Source organism: Kitasatospora sp. NPDC048540, assembly GCF_040651175.1.
GTDB lineage: Bacteria > Actinomycetota > Actinomycetes > Streptomycetales > Streptomycetaceae > Kitasatospora.
Genome location: NZ_JBEZIR010000064.1, coordinates 21,229 through 47,143, shown reverse-complemented (window position 1 = coordinate 47,143; position 25,915 = coordinate 21,229). Strand labels below are relative to the sequence as shown.

Annotated in this window: 23 protein-coding genes; 15 read left to right on the top strand and 8 right to left on the bottom strand. The window is 73.8% G+C overall.

Annotation, left to right across the window (positions count from 1 at the left end; all coding sequences use genetic code 11):
* Positions 1 to 272 precede the first annotated feature (272 nt).
* From AB0D08_RS23795 to AB0D08_RS23760, 8 genes are all read left to right on the top strand, one after another.
* Positions 273 to 1,172 carry a sugar ABC transporter permease gene (locus tag AB0D08_RS23795; RefSeq protein WP_233289184.1) on the top strand — a complete coding sequence of 300 codons (900 nt, stop codon included), beginning with the start codon at positions 273 to 275 and terminating at the stop codon, positions 1,170 to 1,172.
* A 2-nt stretch (positions 1,173 to 1,174) separates the two neighbouring features.
* On the top strand, positions 1,175 to 2,056 hold the full coding sequence (locus tag AB0D08_RS23790; RefSeq protein WP_033822516.1) for a carbohydrate ABC transporter permease: 882 nt from the start codon (positions 1,175 to 1,177) through the stop codon (positions 2,054 to 2,056).
* Between the two features lie 38 nt (positions 2,057 to 2,094).
* Positions 2,095 to 3,498, top strand: a complete 1,404-nt coding sequence (locus tag AB0D08_RS23785) for a GH1 family beta-glucosidase (RefSeq protein ID WP_033822517.1) — start codon at positions 2,095 to 2,097, stop codon at positions 3,496 to 3,498.
* Between the two features lie 240 nt (positions 3,499 to 3,738).
* A complete protein-coding gene (locus tag AB0D08_RS23780) occupies positions 3,739 to 5,097 on the top strand; it encodes a hypothetical protein (RefSeq protein WP_359891371.1) in 1,359 nt (452 codons plus the stop codon).
* Positions 5,098 to 5,103: 6 nt separating this feature from the next.
* A complete protein-coding gene (locus tag AB0D08_RS23775) occupies positions 5,104 to 6,492 on the top strand; it encodes a hypothetical protein (RefSeq protein ID WP_359891369.1) in 1,389 nt (462 codons plus the stop codon).
* The gene (locus AB0D08_RS23770; protein ID WP_359891366.1) at positions 6,489 to 7,904 is read left to right on the top strand and encodes a CHAT domain-containing protein; all 1,416 of its coding nucleotides are present in this window, start codon (positions 6,489 to 6,491) and stop codon (positions 7,902 to 7,904) included. Before AB0D08_RS23775 ends, AB0D08_RS23770 begins: the two co-directional genes overlap by 4 nt.
* Entirely contained in the window at positions 7,901 to 9,331 is a 1,431-nt protein-coding gene (locus tag AB0D08_RS23765; RefSeq protein WP_359891365.1) for a hypothetical protein, read from the top strand. Before AB0D08_RS23770 ends, AB0D08_RS23765 begins: the two co-directional genes overlap by 4 nt.
* A gap of 120 nt (positions 9,332 to 9,451) precedes the next feature.
* The gene (locus AB0D08_RS23760) at positions 9,452 to 10,234 is read left to right on the top strand and encodes a glucosamine-6-phosphate deaminase (protein ID WP_033822523.1); all 783 of its coding nucleotides are present in this window, start codon (positions 9,452 to 9,454) and stop codon (positions 10,232 to 10,234) included.
* Positions 10,235 to 10,336: 102 nt separating this feature from the next.
* On the opposite strand, the gene AB0D08_RS23755 is transcribed toward AB0D08_RS23760, so the two are convergent.
* The 8 genes from AB0D08_RS23755 to AB0D08_RS23720 all read right to left on the bottom strand — a co-directional run bounded on the left by AB0D08_RS23755 (position 10,337) and on the right by AB0D08_RS23720 (position 18,260).
* Positions 10,337 to 10,765, bottom strand: coding sequence for a MarR family transcriptional regulator (locus AB0D08_RS23755; RefSeq protein ID WP_033822524.1), 429 nt, complete (start codon positions 10,763 to 10,765; stop codon positions 10,337 to 10,339).
* Between the two features lie 85 nt (positions 10,766 to 10,850).
* Positions 10,851 to 11,657: a putative quinol monooxygenase gene (locus AB0D08_RS23750; protein ID WP_051813288.1), complete on the bottom strand. Its 807-nt coding sequence runs from the start codon at positions 11,655 to 11,657 to the stop codon at positions 10,851 to 10,853.
* 69 nt (positions 11,658 to 11,726) lie between these two features.
* On the bottom strand, positions 11,727 to 12,770 hold the full coding sequence (locus AB0D08_RS23745) for a beta-ketoacyl-ACP synthase III (RefSeq protein WP_359891361.1): 1,044 nt from the start codon (positions 12,768 to 12,770) through the stop codon (positions 11,727 to 11,729).
* A 23-nt stretch (positions 12,771 to 12,793) separates the two neighbouring features.
* Positions 12,794 to 13,459, bottom strand: a complete 666-nt coding sequence (locus AB0D08_RS23740) for an HAD-IB family hydrolase (RefSeq protein ID WP_359891358.1) — start codon at positions 13,457 to 13,459, stop codon at positions 12,794 to 12,796.
* Between the two features lie 43 nt (positions 13,460 to 13,502).
* Entirely contained in the window at positions 13,503 to 14,552 is a 1,050-nt protein-coding gene (locus tag AB0D08_RS23735) for a ScbA/BarX family gamma-butyrolactone biosynthesis protein (protein ID WP_051813292.1), read from the bottom strand.
* Positions 14,553 to 14,641: 89 nt separating this feature from the next.
* Positions 14,642 to 15,712, bottom strand: coding sequence for an aldo/keto reductase (locus AB0D08_RS23730; protein WP_033822527.1), 1,071 nt, complete (start codon positions 15,710 to 15,712; stop codon positions 14,642 to 14,644).
* A gap of 34 nt (positions 15,713 to 15,746) precedes the next feature.
* Entirely contained in the window at positions 15,747 to 16,697 is a 951-nt protein-coding gene (locus tag AB0D08_RS23725; RefSeq protein ID WP_359891354.1) for an aldo/keto reductase, read from the bottom strand.
* A gap of 54 nt (positions 16,698 to 16,751) precedes the next feature.
* On the bottom strand, positions 16,752 to 18,260 hold the full coding sequence (locus AB0D08_RS23720) for an MFS transporter (RefSeq protein WP_233289181.1): 1,509 nt from the start codon (positions 18,258 to 18,260) through the stop codon (positions 16,752 to 16,754).
* 97 nt (positions 18,261 to 18,357) lie between these two features.
* Here AB0D08_RS23720 and AB0D08_RS23715 point away from each other — a divergent pair, with 97 nt between their 5' ends.
* The 7 genes from AB0D08_RS23715 to AB0D08_RS23685 all read left to right on the top strand — a co-directional run bounded on the left by AB0D08_RS23715 (position 18,358) and on the right by AB0D08_RS23685 (position 25,685).
* Entirely contained in the window at positions 18,358 to 20,037 is a 1,680-nt protein-coding gene (locus AB0D08_RS23715; RefSeq protein WP_359891351.1) for an FAD-dependent monooxygenase, read from the top strand.
* Between the two features lie 79 nt (positions 20,038 to 20,116).
* Positions 20,117 to 20,437 carry a putative quinol monooxygenase gene (locus AB0D08_RS23710; RefSeq protein WP_033822529.1) on the top strand — a complete coding sequence of 107 codons (321 nt, stop codon included), beginning with the start codon at positions 20,117 to 20,119 and terminating at the stop codon, positions 20,435 to 20,437.
* Positions 20,434 to 21,318, top strand: a complete 885-nt coding sequence (locus tag AB0D08_RS23705; RefSeq protein WP_033822530.1) for an NAD(P)-dependent oxidoreductase — start codon at positions 20,434 to 20,436, stop codon at positions 21,316 to 21,318. The genes AB0D08_RS23710 and AB0D08_RS23705 overlap by 4 nt, the downstream gene beginning before the upstream one ends.
* 95 nt (positions 21,319 to 21,413) lie before the next feature.
* A complete protein-coding gene (locus tag AB0D08_RS23700; RefSeq protein WP_033822531.1) occupies positions 21,414 to 22,322 on the top strand; it encodes a zinc-binding dehydrogenase in 909 nt (302 codons plus the stop codon).
* Positions 22,323 to 22,805: 483 nt separating this feature from the next.
* A complete protein-coding gene (locus AB0D08_RS23695; RefSeq protein ID WP_033822532.1) occupies positions 22,806 to 23,594 on the top strand; it encodes a hypothetical protein in 789 nt (262 codons plus the stop codon).
* Between the two features lie 416 nt (positions 23,595 to 24,010).
* Positions 24,011 to 25,288 (top strand): hypothetical protein, encoded by a 1,278-nt coding sequence (locus tag AB0D08_RS23690; RefSeq protein ID WP_149038362.1) that lies wholly within the window; start codon positions 24,011 to 24,013, stop codon positions 25,286 to 25,288.
* Between the two features lie 91 nt (positions 25,289 to 25,379).
* Positions 25,380 to 25,685 carry a GNAT family N-acetyltransferase gene (locus AB0D08_RS23685; protein ID WP_033822534.1) on the top strand — a complete coding sequence of 102 codons (306 nt, stop codon included), beginning with the start codon at positions 25,380 to 25,382 and terminating at the stop codon, positions 25,683 to 25,685.
* Positions 25,686 to 25,915: the final 230 nt, after the last annotated feature.

Genomic DNA, 25,915 nt, shown 5'->3' with positions numbered 1-25,915 from the left:
GTCGCTCGACCGTCACGTGCTCGGGCACGGCGACGGTCAGGTCGCCCGCCTCAACGACGGCGCTCACTGCGGCCAGGACTGCCTGGGAAAGCTCTACCACCCTTCGCCCCCTCGCGCCTCCGCCCCTCGCGCCTCCGCCCTGCCGGAGGCAGCCACCCCGAGAAGGACTCCCCGTGGCCTCCACCCTCCGCGCGCCCGCCGAGGACAGCCCGCCCCCGCCGGACCGGCCCGGCCCCGCCGCTGCGGCCGGGCGCCCCGCCTGGCGCTCCCGGCTGCACCGCCTCGACCTCAAGGCCTCGCCGTACGTCTTCATCGCGCCGTTCTTCCTGTGCTTCGCGGTCTTCGGTCTCTTCCCGCTGGTCTGGACCGGCTGGCTCTCGCTGCACCGGGTCGACCTGCTCACCCCGGACGTCGCCGAGTGGCGCGGGTTCGGCAACTACACCCGGCTGTGGGCGACCGACCAGTTCTGGAACGCGCTGCGCAACACCGTCACCATCGGTGTGCTCTCCACCGTGCCGCAGCTGCTGATGGCGCTGGTCCTCGCCCATCTGCTCAACTACCGGCTGCGCGGCCGCGGTCTCCTGCGGGTCGCGGTGCTGGCGCCGTACGCCACCTCGATCGCCGCCGCGACGCTGGTCTTCGTCCAGCTGTTCAACCCCGACTACGGGCTGGTGAACTGGTGCCTGTCGGGGCTCGGGCTGGCGCACACCGACTGGTACGCCGACACCTGGCCCTCGCAGATCGCCATCGCGACCATCGTCACCTGGCGCTGGACCGGCTACAACGCGCTGATCTACCTGGCCGCGATGCAGGCCGTCCCGAAGGACCTGTACGAGGCCGCCGCGCTGGACGGTGCCTCCCGCTGGCAGCAGTTCACCCGGATCACCGTGCCGTCGATCCGGCCGACCATCCTGTTCACCGTCGTGGTCTCCACCATCGGGGCCACCCAGCTGTTCGGTGAGCCGCTGCTGTTCGGCGGCGGTGTCGGGGTCAGCGGCGGATCCGCCCACCAGTTCCAGACCCTCGGCCTGTACATGTACGAACTCGGCTGGCCGAGCCGCCAGTTGGGCCGCGCCTCGGCGGTCGCCTGGACGATGCTGCTGCTCCTGCTGCTGATCGGCGCCGTCCGGTACCTGTTCGCCCGCCGCCACCGCCTCGAACCGAAGGGCTGACCATGGCCGCCACCACCGCCCCCGGCGCGCTACGGCGCCGTCTGCGCCCCGGCGCCGGCGCCCAGGACAAGGCCGGTCCGGTCACCTACCTGGTGCTCGGCCTCGCCGCGGTCGTCTCGCTGTTCCCGCTGTACTGGACCTTCGTCGCGGCCACCTCCACCGGCGACCGGGTCGCCCAGTCGCCGCCGCCGCTGGTGCCGGGCGGCGAGCTGTGGAACAACGTCCGCACCGTCTGGGACCAGGCCGACATGGGCACCGCGCTGCTCAACTCGACCGTGGTGGCCGGCTGCGTCGCGCTGTCCACGGTGCTGTTCGCCACCCTGGCCGGGTTCGCCTTCGCCAAGCTGGCCTTCCGCGGCCGGGGCGCGCTGCTCTCGCTGGTGGTCGCCACCATGACGATCCCGCCGCAGCTCGGCGTCATCCCGCTGTACCGGATCGTCACCGGCCTCGGCTGGGGCAACCACCTCCAGGCGGTGGTGCTGCCGTCGCTGGTGGCCGCGTTCGGGGTGTTCTTCATGCGGCAGTTCCTCGCCGAGGCGGTCCCGACCGAGCTGATCGAGGCCGCCCGGGTGGACGGGGCGCACAGCCTGCGGATCGTGTGGCACGTGGTCCTGCCGATCGCCCGCCCCGCCATGGCCGTCCTCGGCATGCTGGTCTTCGTGCAGTCCTGGAACGACTTCTTCTGGCCCTTCGTGGTCCTCACCCAGCAGAACCCGACCGTACAGGTGGCCCTGGCCGGCATCGGCGGCGGCAGCGCGTACGAGATCAACCAGGCCGTCATCATGACCGGCGCCCTGGTCGGCACCCTTCCGCTGCTGCTGGTCTTCGCCGTGCTGGGTAGGCACATCGTCGGCGGGATCACCGCCGGCGCGGTCAAGAGCTGACCCCACGCACCACCGCATCCCACAGAGGAGCCCACCGCATGACCGTCAACAGCCGACGCTTCCCCCCGGGTTTCGTCTGGGGCGCCGCGACCGCCGCGTACCAGGTCGAGGGCGCCGCCGCCGAGGGCGGCCGGACCCCCTCGATCTGGGACACCTTCAGCCACACCCCGGGCCGGACCGTCAACGGCGACACCGGCGACCGGGCCGTCGACCACCTGCACCGCTTCAGGGAGGACGTCCGGCTGATGGCCGGCCTCGGCCTCACCTCGTACCGCTTCTCGCTGTCCTGGCCGCGGATCCAGCCCACCGGCCGCGGCCCGGCCCTCGAACGCGGCCTGGACTTCTACCGGGCGCTCGCCGACGAACTGCTCGCCCACGGGATCACCCCCGCCGCCACCCTCTACCACTGGGACCTGCCGCAGCACCTGGAGGACCGCGGCGGCTGGCCGGTCCGCGACACCGCGTACCGCTTCGCCGAGTACGCCGCCCTGGCCGCGGAGGCGCTCGGTGACCGGGTGCCGACCTGGATCACCCTCAACGAGCCCTGGTGCAGCGCCTTCCTCGGCTACGGCTCCGGGGTGCACGCCCCCGGCCGGACCGACCCGGTCGACGCGCTGCGCGCCGCCCACCACCTCAACCTCGGGCACGGCCTCGCCGTCGACGCGCTGCGCGGCGCGCTGCCCGCCGCCGCCCGGATCGCCGTCTCGCTGAACCTGCACGCGGTGCGGCCGCTCGAGGGGCGGCCCGAGGACCTGGATGCAGCCCGCCGGATCGACGCGGTCGGCAACCGGATCTTCACCGGCCCGATGCTGCACGGCGGCTACCCCGAGGACCTGCTCGCCGACACCGCGCACCTGACCGACTGGGAGTTCGTCCGGGCCGGCGACCCCGCCCGGATCGCCCGGCCGATCGACCTGCTCGGGCTGAACTACTACACCCCGACCGTGGTGTCGGCGGCGCCGCACACCGCCGGCGCCGCCCGGCACGACGGACACGGCGTCAGCGAGCACTCGCCCTGGCCCGGCGCCGACCGGGTCGCCTTCCACCCCGCCCCGGGCGAGGTGACCGCGATGGGGTGGCCGGTCGAGCCCGGCGCGCTGTCCGAGCTGCTGCTGGCGCTGCACCGCGAGCACGGTCTGCCGCTGCTGGTCACCGAGAACGGCGCCGCCTACGAGGACGTGGTCGGCCCGGACGGCACCGTCCAGGACCCCGAGCGGATCGCGTACCTGCGCGGGCACCTCGCGGCGGTCGCCGACGCCGTCGAGGGCGGCGCCGACGTCCGCGGCTACTACCTCTGGTCGCTGCTGGACAACTTCGAATGGTCGTACGGCTACGGGAAGCGGTTTGGGATCGTCCACGTCGACTACCCGACGCTGGCCCGCACGCCGAAGGCGAGCGCGCACTGGTACGCCGAGGCGATCCGGCGCGGCGGCCCGCACTGACCGTGACCGGCGCGGGCCGGGCCGACCGCCCGGCCCGCGCGGGCGGATGACGGACCGTGACGGCCTCCCGTGACGGGCCGTGACGGCGGCCACCGACCGTCACGGGCGCCCCCGGTCGCCCCCGGTCACCGCCGTCCACGGCCGATTGCCGGCCTCACCCGAACGGCGCAAGCTGGAAGCAGCAGCCCGGCCGTCCCCCGGACCCGGGCCCCCGCCGCAGCCCCTTCGAGGTGGTCGACGATGGCGGACACAACAGATGTGAGGCCCTGGCGGACCCTCACCGGAGGCAGCGCCACCGGGGCCGACGCGTACATCGTGCCCTTCGACAAGTCCGGCGCCTGCACCGGCGAGCGGACCGCGGAAGCCGTGGTGGAGGCCGCCGCCCACGCCACCGACGTGTTCCTGTTCTCGCACGGCTGGAACAACGACTGGGCGGCCGCCACCGGGCGTTACGACGACTTCATCGCCCGGTTCCTGGAGACCGGTCACCGTTGGTGGAACCCGCCGGGCCGCGACTACCGTCCGTTGCTGGCGGGGGTGTTCTGGCCGAGCACCGCGCTGGTGGCACCCGGTGAGCGGGGACCCGTGATCGCCGGGTCGCCGCCGGGCCCCGCCACGACGGCGGCGCTGGCCGAGGAACTGTCGCCGACCGACGCGGCCCGGCTGACCGAGCTGGCCGGGCCCGAGCGGATCGACCGGGACGAGGCACGGGAACTGGCCGAACTGCTCGCCCCCGTGCTGGCCGACGGCACCGACGAACTGCGTCCGGGCAGCCCGGCGCGGCCCGACCCCGCGGACCTGGTCGACGCCTGGCGCGGGCTGCCGCCCGAACGCCCCGCGGGCGGCCCGCCGCCGCGCCCAGGCGGCTTCATCGAGGACGACGGGCCGGGCGCACCCGCGGCCCCCGGCACCGCGGGCGGACCAGGGGAGTTCGCCGCCCGGTTCGACCCGCGGCAGATCATCCGGCTGGCGACCGTACTGCTGATGAAGGACCGGGCCGGGCGGGTGGGCGGCCACGGGGTGGCCCTGCTGCTGCGCTCCCTGCTCGACGCCCCCTCCGGCGCCCGGATCCACCTGGTCGGACACTCGTACGGCGCCAAGGTGGTGCTCTCGGCGCTGTGCGACGGCCCCGCGCCCGGCCGGAAGGTCGAGTCGGTGCTGCTGCTCCAGCCCGCCCTGTCCGCCCTGTGCTTCGCGCGGGACGTCGACGGCACCGGACGGCCCGGCGGCTACCGGCCCGCGCCGGAGCGCTCGGAGCAGCCGGTGCTGACCACCTTCAGCCGTCATGACGTGCCGCTGACCGAGGTCTTCCACCTGGCCGTCCGGCGGCGCTCCGACCTCGGCGAGGTGGTGATCGCCGGCGCGCCGCCGTCCCGCTACGCCGCGCTCGGCGGGTACGGCCCGCAGGGCGTCGACGGGGAGAGCGTGACGGTGGACCCCAGGGAGCCGCCGGAGCAGTACCCGCTGGGCCCGGGCCCCCGGATCGTCGCCGTCAAGGCGGACGAGGTGATCTCCGGGCACGGGGACGTCGCCAACCCGGCCACCGCCTGGGCGCTGCTGTCCCAGGTGATGGGTGCGGGGTCGACGGGTGACGGGTGAGCGCCGATGGCCGTCCAGATCCGCAGCGAGTACGACCTCCCCACGCTGCGCATCCGGCTGTCGGGTGCGGGCCGGGCCGGGCTGACGCACGTCGAGTTCCAGACCGTCCTGGGCGGCGGGCGGCCCGAACGGGTGGCCGGCTGCACCATCGGCCAACTCGGGCTGCCGGAGCGGCTGTCCGCCCGCGACCAGCTCCCGGACCACCGGTTCCGGATCCCCACCGAGCTGGTGAAGGCGCTGGCGGCCGCCGCGGACGGCCTCGGGCCGTCGCCCGGTCCGCCGTCGAACGCGCTCTGGCTGGAGCTCGCCAACCCGCGCGGCTACCTCCACCTGGTCCCCTGGGAGGAGTTGCTCGCCCCGCTGGGCCGTCCCGTGGTCCGGCTGCCGAACCACACCGTCCGCGCGCAGTCCCCGTCGGACACCCTCGAGGTGGCGCTCTGCGCCGGTTCCCGGTCGGCGGGCACCGCCGCGGCCACCGCCGCCGTCCTCGAACAGCTCACCGGGATGTGGATCGAGCACTCCGGGCGCCACGTCCGGGCGCACCTGTTCACCGACCTGGCCGGCCACCGCGAGGTGGCGCGCTGGGCCAGCGGCATGACCCCCTTCCTGGTGGTGCACGATCCGCACGACGCCGCCCGCTGCGCGCCCTCCGCGAACAGCCTCAGCTGCGCCGAGGAGCCGGGCCGGGTGCTCGACCCGTGGCTGCGCTGGATCCGCGACGCGCTGCAGCGCCAGGCCCTGGACGTGGTCCAGTTCGTCACCGACGGCCGGCTCTCCAACGGCCGGGGCGCCCTGGCCCTCGCCGGCACCCCGCTGCGCGGTCCGCAGCGGGCCGCGTCGCCGTTCGTCGGCAGTGCCCAGCTCAGCACGCTGCTCGCCCAGGTCGGCGCCTGGTGCCTGGTGCTGAACGCGGTGCCGGGCATCCGTTCCGGTGCCGCGCTGCGGGAGCTGGCCGATGCGGTCGCGGCGGTGCGCCCGGGCGTCGTCCTGGTCGACGACCTCGATCTCGACCCGGACCTGCGACAGCTGGGCTCGGCCGTCGGCATGGTGCTGGGCGCCGCCGACCCGCCCACGACGGCCATGCCGGGCCTGGTCTGCTGGGCCCACCCCAAGTTCGCCGAGTCCCCGGGGACGGCAGCCATGCTGCTCACCCCGGACCGGCGTTCGACGCTGATCGGCGGCGCCACCCAGGACGCCCTGACCGGTGACCGCACCCCTTCCTGGGTGGCCTCCGGGACCCGTTACCTGGAGGCGCAGCAGTCCGAGTGGATGCCCGACTCGCCGGATGCGGCCGAGGTGGACCCGGACGCGGCCGCCGCGCTGCGTTCGGTCTCCTCGCTCCTCGAGAAGCACGTCCGCCGGCACCTCGACGGCCGCCCCGGAGGTGCGCCATGAGTCGACTGATCTTCCAGCTCTCGGGTTCGGTCGGGCTCGACAACCTGACCCACGTGCAGATCTCGCTGTCGGAGCCGCCGGTGTTCGGCGTCCCCGCGCACCCGTTCCAGTGCACCGGGGACGAGCAGCCGCTGGCGGTGCTGCGCGACACCCGGCTGCCGATCGACGGGGTGACGCGGACGGCCGGGCGGTTCCTGTTCGAGGAGGTGATGCGGCATCCCGGGGTCGCGAGCCAGCTGCCGGTGGCGCTGAACACCCAGCCGCCCGACCGCTGTCCGGTCTTCGTGGAGCTCGCCACCGGCGCCGAGGTGGAGGCGCTGCCGTGGGAGACGCTCTGCGCGCCGTCCGGGGAGTTCCTCGGGCTGGACGAGCGGTGGTCGCTCGGACGGATCGTCAACAGCCCCATCGTCCGGGAGCCGTACTGGTACCTGGAGCCGCCGGTGCGGATCGCCGTGGTGCTGTCCTGCCTCGGCATCCCGGCGGCCGACGAGTGGCAGGCGCTGCGGGACGCGGTCGCGGCGGCTCCGGGGGTGCCGGTGGAGCTGCTGGTGGTGGTGAGCGAGAAGGAGCTGTACGAGCAGGTGCTCGACAAGGGGGGCGGGGTGCGGGTGGAGCTGGTGCCCGAGGACCTGGCCGATCTGCACCGGCTGATCAGCGGTTTCCGGCCGCACCTGCTGCACTTCTTCTGCCACGGCTCGGTGCAGGGCGGCCCGCACCTGCAGCTGGCGTTCGGGACGGACTGGGACACCGGCCGGGCGGACCACAGCCTGAACGTCGAGGCGCGGGAGTTCCGTGACTTCGTCGACGGCGCGGGCGACCCGCCGTGGCTGACCGTGCTGAACTGCTGCGAGGGGGCCGCGGTCGGCGACGGCCCGGAGAGCATGCAGTCGCTGGCGCTGCGGCTGGTGTACGAGGGCGGGCTGCCCGCGGTGGTCGCGATGCGCGAGTCGGTGCCCGGTGACGATGCCAACCTGTTCACCCGGGCGTTCTACAAGCGGCTGCTGGCCGAGCTCGCGGAGCGCGCCGCCGGGTCCGGGGCCGGCCCGGAGGCCGCCGAGCCGGTCGACTGGGCGATGCTGCTGGTCGCGGCGCGGACCAGGCTGGCCCACAAGCACACGGACATGACGCTGAGCCAGGCCGCCGCCTCGACCAAGGAGTGGACCCTGCCTGCGGTGTACCTGCGCCATCCCCACGGCCAGGGCCCGGCCCGGCCGGGCGGCCCGCCGCCCGCCGTGGACAGTGACACCGACGGTGACGGTGACGGTGGGCCGCCGACGCTGCGGGCGGCCCGTAAGGAGATCGAGGCGCTCCAGGGCCTGCTGGCCCAGCTGCCGCCCAGCGCCCCGCAGGCGCTGCGCGCCGAGGCCGAGCAGCGGCTCGGCGAGCTCGCCGGGCTGCTGGAGCACCGGTGAGCGGCCCGGCGGCCGGCCCCGCGCCCGGGGCCGACACCGTGACGGACGCCTTCTCCGGCACCGGGCCGGTGGCCGGTCCGCTCGCGCAGGCTTACGGCAGGTGGGCGCTGACCTCGGTCGAGGTGGGGGCGGCGCGGCGGATGGTGCCGTCCGCGCCCGACCCGGCCGACTGGAGCGACCCGAAGGTCGGCTGGGGTCTGGTGCTGCCCGACGCCCCCGGGCTGGACCCGGACGCGCTGGCCCGGGCCGAGGACGCCGAGCCGCCGCTGCGCCGGCTGTTGGCGGCCCGGCGGGGGCGGGTGCTGCGGTACCGGGCGGGCAGCGGGTACGCCGACTGGACCCTGCGCGACCTGGCCGGCGGCGGCGACCTGCTGACCGCGGCCTCGCCGGCCGGCTCCGGCCCGCTGGAACTCCCGATGTACCTGCTGATCCACGGCACGCCCGAACAGATCCCCTGGCAGGTGCAGTACGCGCTCAACCCGGTGCGGCACGTCGGGCGGCTCGATCTGACCGGCGAGCCGCTGGCGCGGTACGTCGACGCGCTGCTCGACGGCTGGTCCGGGTCGGCGGTGCGCTACGAGGCTCCGGTGGTCTGGTCGGTCGACCTGGGCGAGGGCCCGCAGGACATCACCACGCTGATGCGGGACGCGGTCGGTGCGCCGCTGTACGCGCTGCTCGCGGCGGATCCGGACATGCCGGCGGCGGTGTTCGTCGACGGGTCGGCCACCGGTGCGGACGGCGCGGCGCTGGGCGAGGCGCTCGCCTCGGCCCGTCCGGCGCTGGCCGTGACCACCAGCCACGGTCTGACCGGCCCGGTGGACGACCCGGTGCGGCTGCGCGAGGGCCTCGGGCTGCCGGTCGGCCAGGACCGTACGCCGGTGCGGCCGCAGGATCTGCTGGCCGGGTGGCAGCCGGACGGCGCGGTGTGGGTGGCGCGGGCCTGCTGTTCGGCCGGGTCGGACAGTCCGAGCGCGTACCACGGCCTGTTCGAGCCGGGTTCGCCGGTGGACCGGACGCTGGACGGGGTCGCGGGGAGCGGCGCGGCCGTCGCCCCGCTGCCGCGGGCGCTGCTCGGCGCCGAGCGGCCCGCCCGGGCGTTCGTCGGGCAGGTCGAGCCGGCCTTCGACTGGACCATGTCGTTCCCGCCCAACCGGCAGCGGCTCACCTCCCAGCTGGTGGAGGCCGCGCTGTACCGCGGGCTCTGCCTGGGCCTGCCGGTGGGGCTGGCGATGGCGCCCTACTACGAGCCGGTCGGCAGTCTGCTGCTGCAGTACGCGCGGGCGGCGGGCGTCTACGGCACCAGCGTCCGGGAGGCCGCCCGGACCGCGCTGGACCTGGCGCTGTACAGCAAGGTCACCGCCTACGACCGGGCGGCGACGGTGATCCTGGGCGACCCCACGGCCGCGCTGCGGCTGCCGGGGCGGTGACCGGCCGGGGGCCGGCGCGGGGGCGGGCGCGTTCCGGGTGCTGGACCGGGTGGACCTGAGGGGTGTCTTCACGGCAGACTGGTCTAGACCTCTAAATCGTTCCAGAAACGGTGGACCAGTATGGAAATCGTGATCGTCCCCGACGCCGCCGCCGGCGGCGAGCTCATCGCCGCGGCGATCGCCGATCTGCTGTCCGTCAAGCCCGACGCGCTGCTCGGCGTCGCCACCGGCTCGACCCCGCTGCCGATCTACCAGGCGCTCTCGGCCCGGGTCCGCAGCGGGGCGCTGGACGCCTCCCGGGCGCGGATCTGCCAGCTGGACGAGTACGTCGGCCTGCCGGCCGGCCACCCGGAGTCCTACCGCTCGGTGGTGCTGCGCGAGGTGGTCGAGCCGCTCGGCCTCACCGAGGACTCCTTCCTCGGCCCGGACGGCAACGCCGAGGACATCGCCGCGGCCGCCACCGCCTACGACCGGGCACTGGCCGAGGCCGGCGGTGTCGACCTCCAGCTGCTGGGCATCGGTACCGACGGCCACATCGGGTTCAACGAGCCCTGCTCCTCGCTCGCCTCCCGGACCCGCATCAAGACCCTGACCCGGCAGACCCGGGCGGACAACGCCCGCTTCTTCGACAGCCCGGAGGAGGTCCCGCACCACGTCATCACCCAGGGCATCGGGACCATCCTGGAGGCCCGCCACCTGGTGCTGCTGGCCACCGGCGAGGCCAAGGCGGAGGCCGTCGCGCTCGCCGTCGAGGGTCCGCTGGCCGCCGTGGTGCCCGCCTCGGCGCTGCAACTGCACCCGCACGCCACCGTGGTGGTCGACGAGGCGGCCGCCTCCGGCCTCAAGCTGGCCGGGTACTACCGCGACACCTACGCGGCCAAGCCCGCCTGGCAGGCGCTCTGACACCCGCCCGGGGCCGGGCACGCCGCCGCCCCGGCCGCACCGGGCGCGGGGGCGCTCGGGTGCGGGCGGGGCGTCGGCCGCTCCGGGACCTGCCGGGCGGGCCTACCGGTTGAGGACGGCGGACCAGCGTTCGAGGAACTTCAGCAGCTGCTCGCGCTCCTCGTCGTCGAACTCCGCCGCGATGGACTCCTCGACGGCGACGGCCTCCTCGTCGGCCTTGCTGAGCAGCGCGCGGCCGCTCCTGGTGAGCCTGGCCTCCAGGATGTGGAGGTGGACGGGGTGGGGCTTGCGCTCCACCAATCCGCGGCCCTCCAGGGTGTTCAGCACGGAGGACATCGTCTGCGGGGTGACCAGGCAGCGGCGGGCCAGTGCGGCGCCGGACAGTCCGGGCTCCTCGAAGATGGCCAGCATGACGGTGTACTGGGCCGGGTTGAGGTTGAACGGCCTGAGGGCAGCATGCTTCGCGGCGATCAGTTCCTGCTCGGCGCGCTTCAGATGGTGACCCAGCCGGCGCTCGATCGGAAGCCTCATGCTTGGAGCACCTCTCAGACCTCTTACATTCATCTGCACTCGGATGACCAGCGCCAATCAGATGCAGTTCATCGGTTAGATGTTATCAGCCGTCCTGGTTCGGCACCGAGACTCCGCCCGGGGCCGAGAAGCCGTCGGCGCGGTTGGTGACGAAGAAGCTCGGCCCGGTGATGTGGGCGCGCGCGACCAGGGCCAGGAAGTCGGTGGCCGCCGGTCCGTTCTTGTGTGCGTCGAACGCGGCCTGGTCGGTGAAGGTCTCCAGGAAGACCACCCGGGTCGGGTCCTTGGGGTCGGGCACGAAGTGGTAGCCCAGCGTGCCCGGCTCCTCGGTCAGCGACCGGTAGCCGTCGGTCTGGGCCATCGCGATGAACTCGTCCCGGAACTGCGGCTGCACGTTGTCGAACTCCGCGACGACCGTGAAGACCACGCCGGCGTCGCCGCGCGAGTCGGCCCGCCTGCCGTTCATCTCCAGCGGGCGGGAGGTGCCGCTGATGGTCCGGTTCGGACCGGTGGCGTGGTCCCGGGCGGCGAGCGCGCGCAGTCTGTGCTCGTACCGGCCGTGCTCGTGGATCTCGAACGCTCTGCGGTTGGCGAAGGTCATCGCGACCACCAGCCGGGACGGGTTCCCGGGGTCGGGCACCACGTGGAAGCTCTGGGTGCCGCGCTCGTGCTTCAGCGAGTCGTAGCCGTCCTGCTGGGCGGCGGCCAGGAAGGCCGCCCGGCCGGCCGCCGGGATGTTCTCGAACGAGTCGATCACCAGGTACGCCACACCGTGGTCACCGCGGCTCGGCTCGGTCTGCCCGGGGCGCAGCGGGGCCGCCGTGGCGGCGGGCGCCGCGAGCAGCAGGGTGGCGACGAGCGCGCCCGGGAGCAGTGCGGTACGGAGTTTCATCGGAGGTTCTCCTCTGGAGGGGTGGGTGGTGCCGCTGCGGGAGCGGCGGTTCGGGGGTGCGACCGGGCGTCAGGCGAGCGCGCCGGTCAGCTGCGGGACGGCCTGCGGCCCCGGGACGGGTGCCGCGGCCCAGCGCAGCAGCGTGGTGCCGACGCTCATCCCGCCGCCGAAGGCGGTCAGCAGGACGGTGTCTCCGGTCCGCAGCCGGCCGGCCCGGTGGGCGTGGTCCAGCGTGACGGGGACGGAGGCGGCGCCGGTGTTGCCGTAGCGTTCGACGGTCAGGTGGAGTTCGGCCCTGGGCAGCCCGAGGCTGGGCCACAGGTCGGCCAGCATGGCGCCGTTGGCCTGGTGCGGCACGACGTGCCGGACGGTCTCCGGCGGGGTGCCGCAGCGGCGCAGCAGGGCGGCGACGGCCTCGGGGAGTTCCGCGTGGACGAACTGCCGAACGCCGCGTCCGTCCATCCGGAAGTAGTGGCCGCCCTCGGCCAGGGTCTGCGCGGAGGCGGGGCTGCGGCTGCCGCCGGCGGCGACGCCGATCAGGCCGTGGGCGTCGCCGCGGGTGGTCAGTTCGGTGTCGACGAAGCCCAGTCCGGGGGCGACCGGGCCGAGGACCACCGCGCCGGCGCCGTCGCCGAACAGGGCGCAGGTGCGCCGGTCGGTGTAGTCCAGGATCCGGGAGTAGATGTCGGCGCCGATGACCAGGCCGTGCGGTACCCGGTGGTGGTCGCGGCGGTCGAGCAGTCCTTCGGCGACGCCGAGGGCGAAGGTGAAGCCGGAGCAGACCGAGTTGAGGTCGAAGGCGGCCGCGTTCCGGGCACCGAGCAGGTGCTGGACGATGCCGGCGGTGGCGGGCTGCGGGTGGTCCGGGGTCGAGGTCGCGACGATGATGAAGGACAGCTGTTCGGCCCGGATGCCGGCCTGGGCGAGGGCCCGGCGGCCGGCCTCGGCGGCGAGGTCCGAGGTGGCCTCGCCCTGGGCGGCGCGGCGCCGTTCCCTGATGCCGGTCTTGTCGGTGATCCACTGCGGGGTGACCCCGGCGGGCCCGGCGATCTCGTCGTTGCCGATGACGGCCTCGGGCAGGTACGAGCCGGTGCCGACGATGCCGATGCTCATGGTTCCTCCTGACGGCGGCCGGTTCAGCCGGCCGGCACTTCGGTGATGGAGAGCCGGCGCCAGTTGGCGGCCTCCGCGCGGGCGGTGAGCACCGGGTCGTCGCCGACCACCACGGGGTGGCCGACGGCCTCCAGCAGTGGCAGGTCGCTGGCGTGGTCGCCGTAGGCGCAGGACGCGGCCAGGTCGATGCCGAGGATGGTGGCCGCGTGCCGGGCGATCCGGCCCTTGACCTCGCCGATCACCGGGACGGTGACCTCGCCGGTGAGTTCGCCGCGGCGGATCACCGGTCGGGTGCAGAACGTCCAGTCGGCCTGCAGCTGGGCGGCGATGGGCTGCAGAGGTGCGAAGAACGAGCCGGAGACCAGGACGGTCCGGGCGCCCGTGCCGCGCCGCAGGGCGAACTCCGCGACGGTGCGCGGGACGAACAGTCCGCGCTCGACCTCGCGGGCGAACCAGGCCTCGCCGGCCGCGGTGAGGCGTTCGGCGCTCTCGCCCGCGTAGTAGCGGTAGTAGCGGCGGTTGATCTCCTGCCGGGGGACGCCCTGGGCGGCGGCCGCCCGCAGATCACCGGCGAGGCGCTGGTACGTCTCCTCGGGCCGGCCGCGCCACCACAGGTAGAACTCCAGGAAGCTGAACATCGACTTGGGGTGGATCAGCGTCTCGTCGACGTCGAAGAATGCCGCACGCACGGGTCCTCCTCGTGGGGTGATCGGGGCTGGTTCGGGGGCTGGGCTACTGGGTGACCGTGGCCAGCGTGATCGCGAAGGTCGCCAGCTCGGCGCCGTCCTGGGTGGCCGTCACGGTGACCGGTACGCGCAGGGCCGGCTCGTCGGGCTCCGGCAGGTGCAGCGGGCCGCCCTGGGTGTAGAAGGTGCCGGGCTGCTCCTGGGCTCCGGTCTGCGGTTCGCAGACCTTGGCGGTCAGGACGGTGGCCGGCTCCAGCTCCCCGAACCGGGTCATGGTGACGAACAGTTCGGTCGGGTACACCTTGGCCGGGGACAGTCCGCGGGCCTCCATCGCGGCGAACACCGCGACCTGGCGGGCGGCCTCGGTCAGCACCATGCCGGGCAGGTGGTCCTGGGCGTGGTCGAACAGGCTCGGGTGCTCCGGCGGGACGTGCAGGGCGGCCCGCGCGACGCCGTCGCCGCTGACCGCGTCGGAGAGGATCACGTTGGCGGCGGCCGCCCGGCCGACCAGGTACGGGTCGGTGAGGCTGCGGGCGGGTGCGACCGGCAGTTCGGCGGTGCTGGGCAGCGGGCGGCCGTCGCGGTTCTTGGCCCGCAGGTCGGCGTAGGCCGACGGGTCCCGGAAGCGCAGCCCGACGCCGGTCCAGCCGATCACCGTGCCGTCGACCGACAGCTCGATGCTGGTGTCCAGCCCGGTGATCCGGCCCTCGCGCAGGCGGCGGTCGGTGACGGTCGCCTTCATCGTCACCCGCAGCGGGCGGCTGCCGACGACCAGCAGCTGCGGCCGGATCAGGCTGATCCGCAGGAAGGTGAGGATGAACTTGTCGGTCAGCGGCACCTCGTAGAAGGCGTGCGCGCCGGCCAGACAGGCCTGCCGGCCGGCCTCCAGCAGCAGGACCGGGTCGTAGCGGCCGGGCCGCAGCAGGTGGTCGCCGTAGTAGGCGTGCGAGCGGGGCAGCATGGCCGCGACGGCGTAGGTGTCCTCGCCGGTGGAGCGGAGGTCGGTGAGGAACACCTCGCCGATCGAGTCACGGTGCACCAGCGTACGGTTGACGGTACGGGAGAAGCTGAGCTGATCGGTTTCGGTGACAGTCATACCGGCTCCTTCGGCCTGGGAAGAGGGGACCGCCGGGCGCCCGCCGCACGGGGGGACGCCGGTGCGCCCGGCGGTCGTTCGGGACCCGCTCAGGCGGGGTAGACGTCGCCCGGGAGCTTCCGGTCGGCGCCGACGGTCGCGATGTGCCAGTACGGGTACGGGGCGCGGGTGGCGCTGACCTTGTCGAGGGTGGCGACCTCGTCGGCGGTCAGGGTCCACTCCATCGCCTTGAGGTTGTCCTCCAGCTGGTGCGGCTTGGTGGCGCCGATGACCGCGGAGGTGATGCCGGGCTTGGCCAGCACCCAGTTGACGGCGACCTGGGCGACGCTGGCGCCGCGCTCGTCGGCGATCACCTGCATGGCGTCGACGATGTCGTACGCCTGCTCCTCGTCGGTGAGCGGCGCGGACTCGGCCGGGGTGGCCTCGGAGAGCCGGCTGCCGGCCGGGCGGCCCTCGCCGCGCCGGTACTTGCCGGTCAGGAAGCCGCCGGCGAGCGGGCTCCAGGCGGTGATGCCGACCTGCTGGTCGACGGCGAGCGGGACCAGTTCGTACTCCAGCTCGCGGGCGGCCAGGTTGTAGTAGCCCTGGTAGCAGACGAAGCGGTTGAGGTTGCGGCGCTCGGAGACGGAGAGCGCCTTCATCAGCTGCCAGGCGGCGAAGTTGGACACCCCGAGGTAGCGGATCTTGCCCTGGTGGACCAGGTCGTCCAGCACCCGCAGGGTCTCGTCGAGCGAGGTCCGCGGGTCGAAGCCGTGCAGGTGGTAGAGGTCGATGTAGTCGGTCTGCAGGCGGCGCAGGCTCGACTCGACGGCCTCGTACAGGTGGTGGCGGGTGGAGCCGAAGTCGTTCGGGCCGTCGCCGCTGACCCGCCAGCGGCCCTTGGTGCCGATGATGACCTTGTCGCGGACCTTCTTGAGGGTGTGGCCGAAGAACTCCTCGCCCTTGCCGTTCTTGTAGACGTCGGCGGTGTCGAAGAAGTTGATGCCCGCGTCGAGGGCGAGCTCCATCATCCGTACGACGTTCTGGTCGTCGACGGTGCCGAACTCGGACCAGTTGCGGTCCGGGGCGCCGAGGAAGGAGGCGCCGCCGCCGAAGGTCATGGCGCCGAAGCACAGTTCCGAGACGGCCAGGCCGGTGTCGCCGAGATAGCGGTATCGCATGGGGGGAACCTCTCTGGTTGGGGTCGGCGGGGGCTCAGTAGCGGGTGCCGGCGGTGGAGCGGCCGAGCGCGGTGAGCGCGTCGATCTCCTCGGCGGTGAGGGTGAGTTCACCGGCCCGGACGTTCTGCTCCAGGTAGGCCGTGCGCTTGGTGCCGGGGATCGGCACGATGTGCCCGGCCTGGGCGAGCACCCAGGCGAGGGCGACCTGTGCGGCGGTGGCGTCGTGGGCGGCGGCCACCGCGGCGACGCCCTGGGCGACGTGCTGGTTGGCGGCGATCGTCTCGGGCTGGAAGCGCGGGTTGCCGCGGCGCCAGTCGCCCTCCTCCAGCTGGTGGCCGGCCTCGATGGCGCCGGTCAGGAAGGCCCGGCCGAGCGGGCCGTAGGCGATGAAGGCGGCGTCGTTGGCGGCGCACCAGGGCACCACCTCGTCCAGCTGGTCCTGACTCCACAGCGACAGCTCGCTCTGCACGGTGGAGACCGGGTGGATCGCGTGGGCGGCGGCCAGTTCGGCGACGGTCGCCTCGGACATCCCGATCCGGCGCACCTTCCCGGCGGTGACCAGGTCGGCCATCGCGCCCCAGGTCTCCTCGACCGGTACGGCCGGGTCGACCCGGTGCAGCTGGTAGAGGTCGATGGTCTCGACGCCGAGGCGGGTCAGCGAGCCGTCGGCGGCGGCCCGGATGTGCTCGGGGCGGCCGTCGGGCAGGATGTCGCCGTCCCGGACCACCAGGCCGCACTTGCTGGCCAGCACCACGTCGTCGCGGCGGCCGCGCAGGGCCCGGCCGACCAGCACCTCGTTGGTGTGCGGGCCGTACACGTCGGCGGTGTCGATCAGGGTGACGCCGAGTTCGATCGCGCGGTGCACGACCTTCTCGGACTCGCTGTCGTCGCGCAGCCCGGGGGTGTAGGCGAAGCTCATGCCCATACAGCCCAGGCCGATCTCGCCCACGTTCCAGCCGGTGCTGCCCAAGGGACGGGTCTTCACAGGGTGATGCCTTTCGGAGAGTGACCGGTGCAGGTGCGCACCGGTGTCGGGGTGTCAGGGGTGCTGGAGGTCCTTCTCGCGGATCGCGAGGAAGGTGACGACGGCGCCGGCCAGGGCCAGCACGGCGAGGATGACGAAGGCGGTGTGCATCGCGGAGGTGAGGGCGTCCGACAGCAGGGCGCGTACCGCGGGGTCCGGGTCGATCCGGCCCTGGACGGCGTCGCCGGCCAGCCGGGCGGGTGCCTGTGCGGTCCGGCCGTCGAGGTCGGCGGCGGTCATGCTGGCGAGGAAGCCGCCGGCGGCGGCGATGGCGATGGACTCGCCGGTGATCCGCATGGTGTTGAAGATCCCGGAGGCCATCCCGGAGCGGGCGGGCGGCACCACCGACACCGCGGCGTTGTCCATGATGCCGAAGGCGCTGCCCACCCCGATGCCGAACACCAGGAGCGGTCCGACGAGTTGGAGCACGCTCTGGTGCGGCTGCAGGACCAGCAGCCAGAGCGACCCGACGGTGATCAGCACCGAGGACGCGGCCAGCATCACCCGCAGCGGCAGCCGGTCGGCCACCCGGCTGAGCACCAGCGGCAGGACCAGCACCGGCAGGGTCAGCGGCATCAGCAGGGCGCCGGAGACGGTGGTGCTGCGTTCGCCGGCTCCCTGGAAGTACTGCGGCAGGTAGACCAGCAGGACCACGAAGCCGAACGTGATGGTGAAGGGCTGGCAGACCACCACCACGAAGGTCGGCCGGCGGAACAGCGACAGGTCGAACATCGGCCGCTCGACCCGGAGTTCGGCCACCACGAAGAGCAGCATGAAGAACACCGCGGCGAGCGCGGCGCCGATCGTCGGGGCCGAGGCCCAGCCGTGCTCCGGGCCTTGGACGAAGACCATCGCGACGCAGAACAGGCTCGCGCTGAAGGTGGTCAGTCCCGCCCAGTCCACCCGCTGGGCGTCCGGGTCCCGCGATTCGGCGATGTTCGGGACCAGGAACAGCACCAGGGCGCCCAGCACCACGTTCATCCAGAAGACGCTGCGCCAGCCGGTCGCCGCTACCAGCGCCCCGGCCACCAGCGGGCCGAGCGCGAGGCCGAAGCCGAACGAGGCGCCGAGGATGCCGAAGGCGCGGGCCCTGGCCCGGCCGGTGAACGAGGCCCCGAAGATCGCCGCGCCCGAGGTGAGGATGCCGGCGGCGCCGACCCCCTGGACGGCCCGGGCGAGGTCGATGACCAGGATGTCACCGGCCGCGGCGGCCACCGCGGACATCGCCATGAAGGTGACGATCCCCCAGAGCAGCACCCGGCGCCGGCCGAACCGGTCGGCCAGTCCCCCGGCCGCCAGCAGGCAGGCGGCGAAGGTGACGCCGTAGGCGTTCTGCACCCACTGCGCCGCGCCGTTCCCGGCGTGCACGGCGGCGGCCAGCTCCGGCAGTGCAACGGCCGGGCCGGTGACGGTCAGCGGCAGCAGCACGCTGGCCAGTGCGACGGCGACCAGCGTCGGCCCGCTCCCGCTCCGGCGTCCGTCCGGATGTGCCGCGGCCTGTGAGGCCTGTGCGACGGCACTCACCCCAACACCCCCTGTCAGTGGTCGGATTGATGTACGGCCTTGCATGACCATAAGATGTCGAATGGTTCGCGTCAAGCCGACACAGGAGGTAGTCAAGATGACCACGAGGCCGACCGCGCAGCACCCCGCCGGACACCCGACCGACACGTCATCCGACCTGCAGCACAACGCAGTTGACGAGCCCCACCACGACGTCGACGTGCTCGTGGTGGGCGCCGGGCCGGTCGGCATGCTGGCCGCCGCCGAACTGCTCCGCCGGGGCGTACGGGTACGGATCGTCGACCGGTCGCCGGACACCGCCTCGTTCCCCAAGGCGCTGCTGATGTGGCCGCGCAGCCTGGACCTGCTGGAGGATCTCGGCATCCTCGCCGAACTGCGCCGGGCCGCGGTGCCGATCACCGCGTTCAGCTACTTCTCCGAGCGCCGGCCGCTGGCCACCTTCCGGTTCCCCGGCGACCTCACCCCGCTGTGCCTGCCGCAGAACGAAACCGAGCGGATCATCCGGGCCAGGCTCACCGGACTCGGCGGCAAGGTCGAACACGGCGTCAGACTGCTGGCCCTGGAGGGCCTGGACTTCTCCGGCCGGATCGACGGCACCAGCGGGGTGACCGCCGTCCTGGAGCACGCCGGCGGCCGCCTGGAGCGCTTCCGCGCGCCGTACGTGATCGGCGCGGACGGGGCCGGCAGCGCGGTGCGCGGACAGATCGGCACCGGGTTCTCCGGCAGCACCTACGAGACCGCGTTCGCCCTGGTGGACGCCCACATCGACGGCGAACTCCCGGGCGACCGGGCGCTGTACTACCAGTCCGCCGACGGGGCACTGGTGATCGTCGCACTGCCCGACGGGGTCTTCCGGTTCTTCAGCTCACTGCCGCCGGGCGAACCGGTCTCGGTCGAGCGGATGCAGCGGATCGTGGACGAGCGCGGCCCGCGCGGGGTGCGGATCACCGAACCGGTGGTGTGGCAGTCGGTGTTCCGGGTGCACGCCCGGCACGCCGCCGACTTCGCCCTGGGTCGGGTCTTCCTCGCCGGGGACGCCGCCCACGTGCACAGCCCCGCGGGCGGCCAGGGCCTCAACACCGGCCTCCAGGACGCTCACGCGCTGGCCTGGCGGATCGCCGCCCACCTGGGCGGACGCCTGACCGGCGCGGCCCTGGCCGAGTACGCCGGCGAACGGCAGGCCGTCGCCCGCCGGGTGGTCCGCGACACCGACGCCCAGACCCGCGCCTGGCTCACCTCCGGCCCGCTGCGCACCGGGCTGCGGGATGCGGCGTTCCGGCTCGGCGACCGCTCGGGCCTGGCCGAGCGGCTGTACGGGCCGGTGATGGCCGGCCGGCGCCTGGCGTACCCGGTGCACCGCGCCGACCAGCTGCCCGGCGGGCGGACCGGCTGCCGGCTCGCCGCGCGGATACCCGGCCGGGTGCGGGTCGGTTCGGTGTTCCCGCGGGCCGTCGCCGTCCCGCTGGCCATCGCCGGACCGGACGCCGACCCGGACCGCTGGCACCTGGTGGTCACCCCCGGACCGGGGACCGACGGCTGGGTCCGGCGCGCCGAACGGCTGGCCGGGCAGCGGGCGCAGCTGCGCCTGGTGACGGTCCAGCGCGCGGCGCTGACCTCGCACGGCGCCTGCGGCCGGCCCGGCTACCACCTGGTCCGCCCCGACGGGCACGTCCAGGCGCACGGGCACGGCGGCGACCTGGACCGGCTGGAGGACGAGCTCCACACCCTGTTCGGACCGCGCCCGGCGGCCGGCCCGGCCACCGGCGGCCTACTATAAGAGATCGAACATTGATAAGGTCTGTACCCACACACAGACCTTTGATGGTTCGACCCAACACGCCTGGAAGAAGAGGAACATGACCGAAGTGACCGTGGTCGGGCGGGCGGTTGCCAAGCCCGGCAAGCGTGACCAGGTGGAGCGACTGCTGCGCGCGGTGATCTCCCCCACCCACGAGGAGGAGGGCAGCCTGCACTACTCCATGCACCAGGGCATCGACGACCCCGACACCTTCGTCGCGGTCGAGCGGTGGACCAGCGCCGAGGCCCTGGAGCAGCACCTCGCCACACCCCACCTGCAGCACCTGGCCGAGCAGATCGGCGATCTGCTCGCGCAGCCGCTGGACATCAGCACCTTCAGCCAGCTGCACGAGGGCGGCTCGGACAAGGGCGTGCTGTGAAGGCGCCCGTCGTCGCGCTCCTCGGTACGGGAATCATGGGCGCGGGCATGGCGCGAAGCCTTCGGCGTGCCGGACTGGAGCTGAGGGTCTGGAACCGCACCCGGGCCACCGCCGAGCCCCTGGCCGCGGCCGGGGCCTTGGTGGCCGGCAGCGCCGCCGACGCCGTGCGCGGCGCCGACGTGGTGATCACCATGGTGACCGACGGCCCGGCCGTGCTGGCCGCGATGGAGGCGGCCCGGCCCGGCCTGGCGGCCGGCCAGGTGTGGCTGCAGACCTCGACGGTCGGAGTCGGCGCGGTGTCCGGGCTGGTCGCGTTCGCCGCCGCCGCCAGCCTGCGGCTGATCGACGCGCCGGTGCTCGGCACCCGGCAGCCGGCCGAACAGGGCCAGCTGCTGGTCTTCGGCACCGGCCCGCAGGAGGCCCGGGACCAGGCCGCCGCGGTGCTGGACGCCATCGCCGCCCGCACCCTGTGGCTGGGCACCGACGCGGCCACCGGCACCGCCACCCGGCTCAAGCTGGTCGTCAACAGCTGGGTGCTGGCGACCGTGACGGGCGCCGCCGAGGCACTGGCGCTCGCCGAGGGGCTGGGCCTGGAGCCGCGGCTGTTCACCGACACCATCGCGGGCGGCGGCCTGGACAGCGGGTACCTCCAGGGCAAGTCCGCGGCCATCCTGAAGGGCGACTTCGCACCGCAGTTCGCCCTGGCCACGGCCGCCAAGGACGCCCGTCTGATCGTCGACGAGGCGGTCCGGGCGGGTCTGCGGCTGGACATGGCGGCCGCCGTCGCCGAGCGCTTCGCCCGCGCCGTCGAGCAGGGCCACGGCGACAAGGACCTCTCCGCCACCTATCTGGCCGGCTTCGCGGACCGCCGCGAGAGCTGAGCGGCCGCCGGCCGCCGGGCCCGCTCCCCGGACCGGGCCCGGCGGCCGCTCCCGGCGCACCGAAACCTCCCGTTCCACCGATCCGAAGGAATCCCATGCGAGCCATCGTCAACACCCCCGCCACCGGCGGCGTCGCCTTCGCCGAGGTGGCCGAGCCGCTCCCCGCCGACGGCGAGGTCCTGATCGAGGTCAAGGCCGTCTCGGTCAACCGCGGCGAGATCCTCAACCTCCCCGGCAGCCCCGAGGGCTGGCGTCCCGGCTGGGACGTGGCCGGTGTGGTCCTGGAGAGCTCCAACGGTTTCACGGCCGGGCAGCGCGTGGTCGCGCTGTCGCTGGCGGACGGCAGCTGGGCCGAGCGGATCGCCGTCCCCGCCGAGGCGGTGGCCGCCCTGCCGGACGCCGTGGGCTTCGCCGAGGCCGCCACCCTGCCGGTCGCCGCGCTCACCGCGCTGCGGCTGGTCCGCGAGTCCGGCACGCTGCTGGGGCGCCGGGTGCTGGTCACCGGCGCGGCGGGCGGGGTCGGCCGGATCCTGGTCCAGCTGGCGTCCGCGGCGGGCGCCGAGGTCACCGCGGTGGCCCGCAACGCCGCACGGGCGAAGGGCCTGAACGAGCTGGGCGCCGCCGCCGTGGTCACCGAGATCGACGCCGCGGACGGCCCGTTCGACGCCGTCTACGAGTCGGTGGGCGGCACCTCGCTGGCGTCGGCGCTGAACCTGGTCGGCCCGGGCGGGACGGTCTTCAGCTACGGCAACTCCTCCGGGGAGAGCACCCCGGTGGACTTCTTCCAGTTCTTCGGCGGCCACGAGCAGGCCGTGCTGCGGCACTTCGTGTTCGTCACCGGCGCGCAGGTCGGCCCCGACCTCGCGGCCCTCGCCCGGCTGGTCGCCGACGGGCGGCTGGACGTCGGGGTCTCCTTCACCAAGGACTGGGCCCACGTCGAGGAGGCGCTCACCGCGGTGCGCGAGCGCACCGTGGCCGGGAAGGCCGTGCTGACCATCGGCTGAACCGGACGGACCGGGCAGGAGACAGGGCGGGCGCCTCCACGGCGCCCGCCCTTCGGCGTCGGGTCGCGGACGGGCCGCCGACCGCCCGGACCAGGAGGTATGAGCTGCGTTTGGGGAAACTTGACGTTGTCCAAACTGATATGAATACTTTCTGACGCATCGTCAACAGCGGTCCCGGGCAGCCACCGGCACCGCGCCGAGGGGAGGAATCGTGCGCCCGGTTCCCCACGGCACCCCGGCCCCCCGCCCGGCGGCACCCCCTCCACCGGCCGCCGCCCGACCCCGGGCCGCAGCACCCTCCCCCACCTACCACGCCATAGTATCGACACGTCGGCATCACGAATCCGCCACACCCGACCCCCGGCGCGACGCAGCCCCGAGGACCGGATCCCGAAGGCCCTCCCGGCGGGGGCCGCGAAGACGGGACCGGGTCGAACAGGTCGGCTGACACCGCGTCGGATCGCAGAAGGTGGAGACTCCCAGGTGGATCGAAAGGCACTGCAGAAACTGCTCACGGCATGCCGCGGCCGGGTGGACCCGTCCGCGTACGGCTTCGAGCGCCGGGAGGGGCGCGGCCGCCGCGCCGTCGGCCTCTCCCAGTACCAGATGGACCGGCTGCTGATGCGCGCCGAGGGGACGTACGGCCGGTTCGAGCGCGGGGATCTCGACAACCCCTCGCTGGAGTTCCTGCGTGATGTCGGCCGCACCCTGAAGATGAGCGAACGCGAGTGGACCGCCCTGTGGCTGTACGGTGCGGGCCACCAGCCGCCGTGCGCCCTCGCGCCGGCCAAGACCGATCCGCTGCCGGACGTCTGGCGGGGCGTGGTGGACGGCATCACCCACATCGCGTACGTCAACGACGCGGGCTGGAACGTGGTGGCCCACAACGCGGCGGCCGCCGCGATGTTCCCGCGCGGCCAGATGCCCGCCAACGTGATGCGCTGGATGGCGCTCGACCAGGAGGCCCGCGAGTTCTCCCTGCCGGACTGGGAACGGACCTGGGCCCCGGCGATCCTCTCCCAGCTGCGGGCCGCGCACGCCACCTACCCCGAGAACGAGGACCTGGCCCGGCTGGACGCGGAGGTCAAGGCCGACCCCTGCGCCGGGCCGATCTACGACGGCCCACTGGACGCCTACATCCACCCGGACGGTGACGAACGGCCCATCGTCCACGCCCAGTTCGGTCCCGGGCGGCTCCGGATGGCGACCGCGCAGCCGCTCGGCTCCCCCGGCTCACGCCTGATGATCATGACGTTCCGCTTCGACGACTGACGCCGGGCGGACTCGCGGCGGCTCGCGGACCGGTCGCGGAGCAGTCGCGGCGCGGCCGACCGCCGACCGCAGGACGGCTCGGCCACCACTCGTGTCAGGTCACAGTCAATTCATGTTTCACCGACGCTCGGGCTGTTCTACCAGGAAAAACTTCCCCTAGATATCGCCAGGCCGATGCGTGAGAGTGATGTTCCATGAGCAGGACGTGAGATCCGGGGTACTGCCACAGCTGTCGCATCGGGGAGGGCGGACACCGCCCGGGCAGCCGCACGCCCGGCCCTGAACCGCGGCCGGTCACGGGTCGGCGACCACACGCGCCGAACACCTGCGCCACCGCCCGGTCCGACAGTCTCCACCCCACTGAACTCCGTTGCAAGGCATGCGGGTTCACCCTCATCTCCGGATTGGAAGGAACCATGACGCGCCCACTAGCGGTGACCGGCGGCGAACCACTCGGCGGCTTCCCGGCGGCAGACCTCCAGGACCCCCGCCCCCGTCCCGGCCGGGCCGGCCGCCCCGGCCCGCCCAGCTCGCGGCAGCTTCGCCAGGCCCTCGACCGCGCCCGCGAGTTCGGCCGCCTCCGGACCAAGTACGAGCCCCTGCGCGCCAATCCGGCCCCGGACCTGCGGGACATCCCGCCGCTGTCCCGGGAGGAACTCAGCCGCGCCATCTGGGACCGCGTCCAGGAGGGCTTCCTGAACGACAGCGGCGCCGCACTCTACGTCGGCGGCGGCACCCTCGGCCGGCCGACCGTCACCTTGGTGCCGCCCAGCCTGTTCGCCGCCGACATCATGGCCGCCTGGCGGCCGCTGCGCCGCCGCGACGTCCTGATCAACCTCTGCCCGGGCAGCCGCACCTGGCCCGGCTACGACCTGTGCAACGCGCTCGCCGCCCGGGCCGGCGCCTCGGCCATCCCCTTCCAGGCCTTCCGCGAGCACGAGTTCGCCCAGTGGCTCGGCCTGCTGGAGGGCTTCGGCGGCACCGCCGTCGCCGCCGACTCCGCCACCATCCGCGCACTGCTGACCTACTGCCACCACATCGGCTACCCGCTCACCTGGGCCCGCACGGTGATCTGCGTCGACTCCGGCCTGGAGAGCGGCACGGCCGAGCTGGTCCGCCGCACCCTCCCGGGCGCCGAGGTGTGGAGCCTGTACGGCTCGCCCGAGGCCTGGGCGATCGGGCACAACGGCCCCGGCTGCGACCGCAACACCTTCCACCCGTTCGGCCACCAGCACGTCGAGATCTGGGGCGGCGAGGTGCTGGTGACCACCGTCCACGACAGCCAGGTCGCCCCCGTCCTGCGGTACCGCACCGGCGCCTACGGCGAGTTCACCGCCTGCTCGTGCGGCGATCCGGCGCCGGCCCTGCGGCTGCTGGACGCCGCCGGGGACGTCCTGGGCTTCCGCGGCGCCCGGCTGTCGCGGGCCGAACTGGTCGCCCTGGTCCGCCGCCTCGCGGAGGTCGAGGACGTCGAGCCGGTCGTGGTCGACCGCGGTCAGCCCACCGAACGGCTGCGCCTGGAGATCCGGCCGAGCGCGGGCGCGGTCGCCGACCAGTACCTGGAGGACTGGATCCGCGAGTGCGTCATCCGCGAGCACATCGCGATCGGCCAGGCGGTGGCCCGCGCCCCCGAGTCCTTCGAGGTGCTCGCCTCCGCCCGCTCCCGCGCCTGCGCGGCCCCGGCGGTCGCCTGAGCGGGCGGTGGTTGATCAATCATTGGTTCAATAATAAACTACCTCTCGAAGCGGCGCTCTCCCTCCGCGCCGCCCCGAGCAAGGAGTACCCATGGCCACCGACGTGACGGACAACCAGGCCGCTTCCCGGTTCGAGATCTCCGACGACGGTGAACTCGCCGGCTTCGCCGAGTACCACCGGTACGAGAACGAGATCGCCTTCATCCACACCGAGATCGACCCCCGGTTCGGCGGGCGCGGACTCGCCGGACAGCTCGCCCGGGCCGCCCTCGACACCGCCCGTGAGCAGGGCCTCGCGGTGCTCCCCTACTGCCCCTTCATCCGCGGCTGGATCGGCAAGCACCCGGAGTACACGGACCTGGTACCGGCCGCGCAGCGCGACCGCTTCGGCCTCTAGCCCTTCACCTCCCGGGAGTCGACGACGTACGTCACCGGCCCCGGCCCACGGCCTTCGGCGGCGCGGATCAGGCGCCGGCGGAGGCCGTCCGACTGCGAACGCCGCGATGCCGACCGCGGAGCGCGGCGCACGCCGCCACCTCACCCCCCCTTCCGGTGATCTGCATCACAGCGGACGAGGGCATATGTCCACGTTCATCACGGCGATGGCGAAAACGCACGCCCGGCATC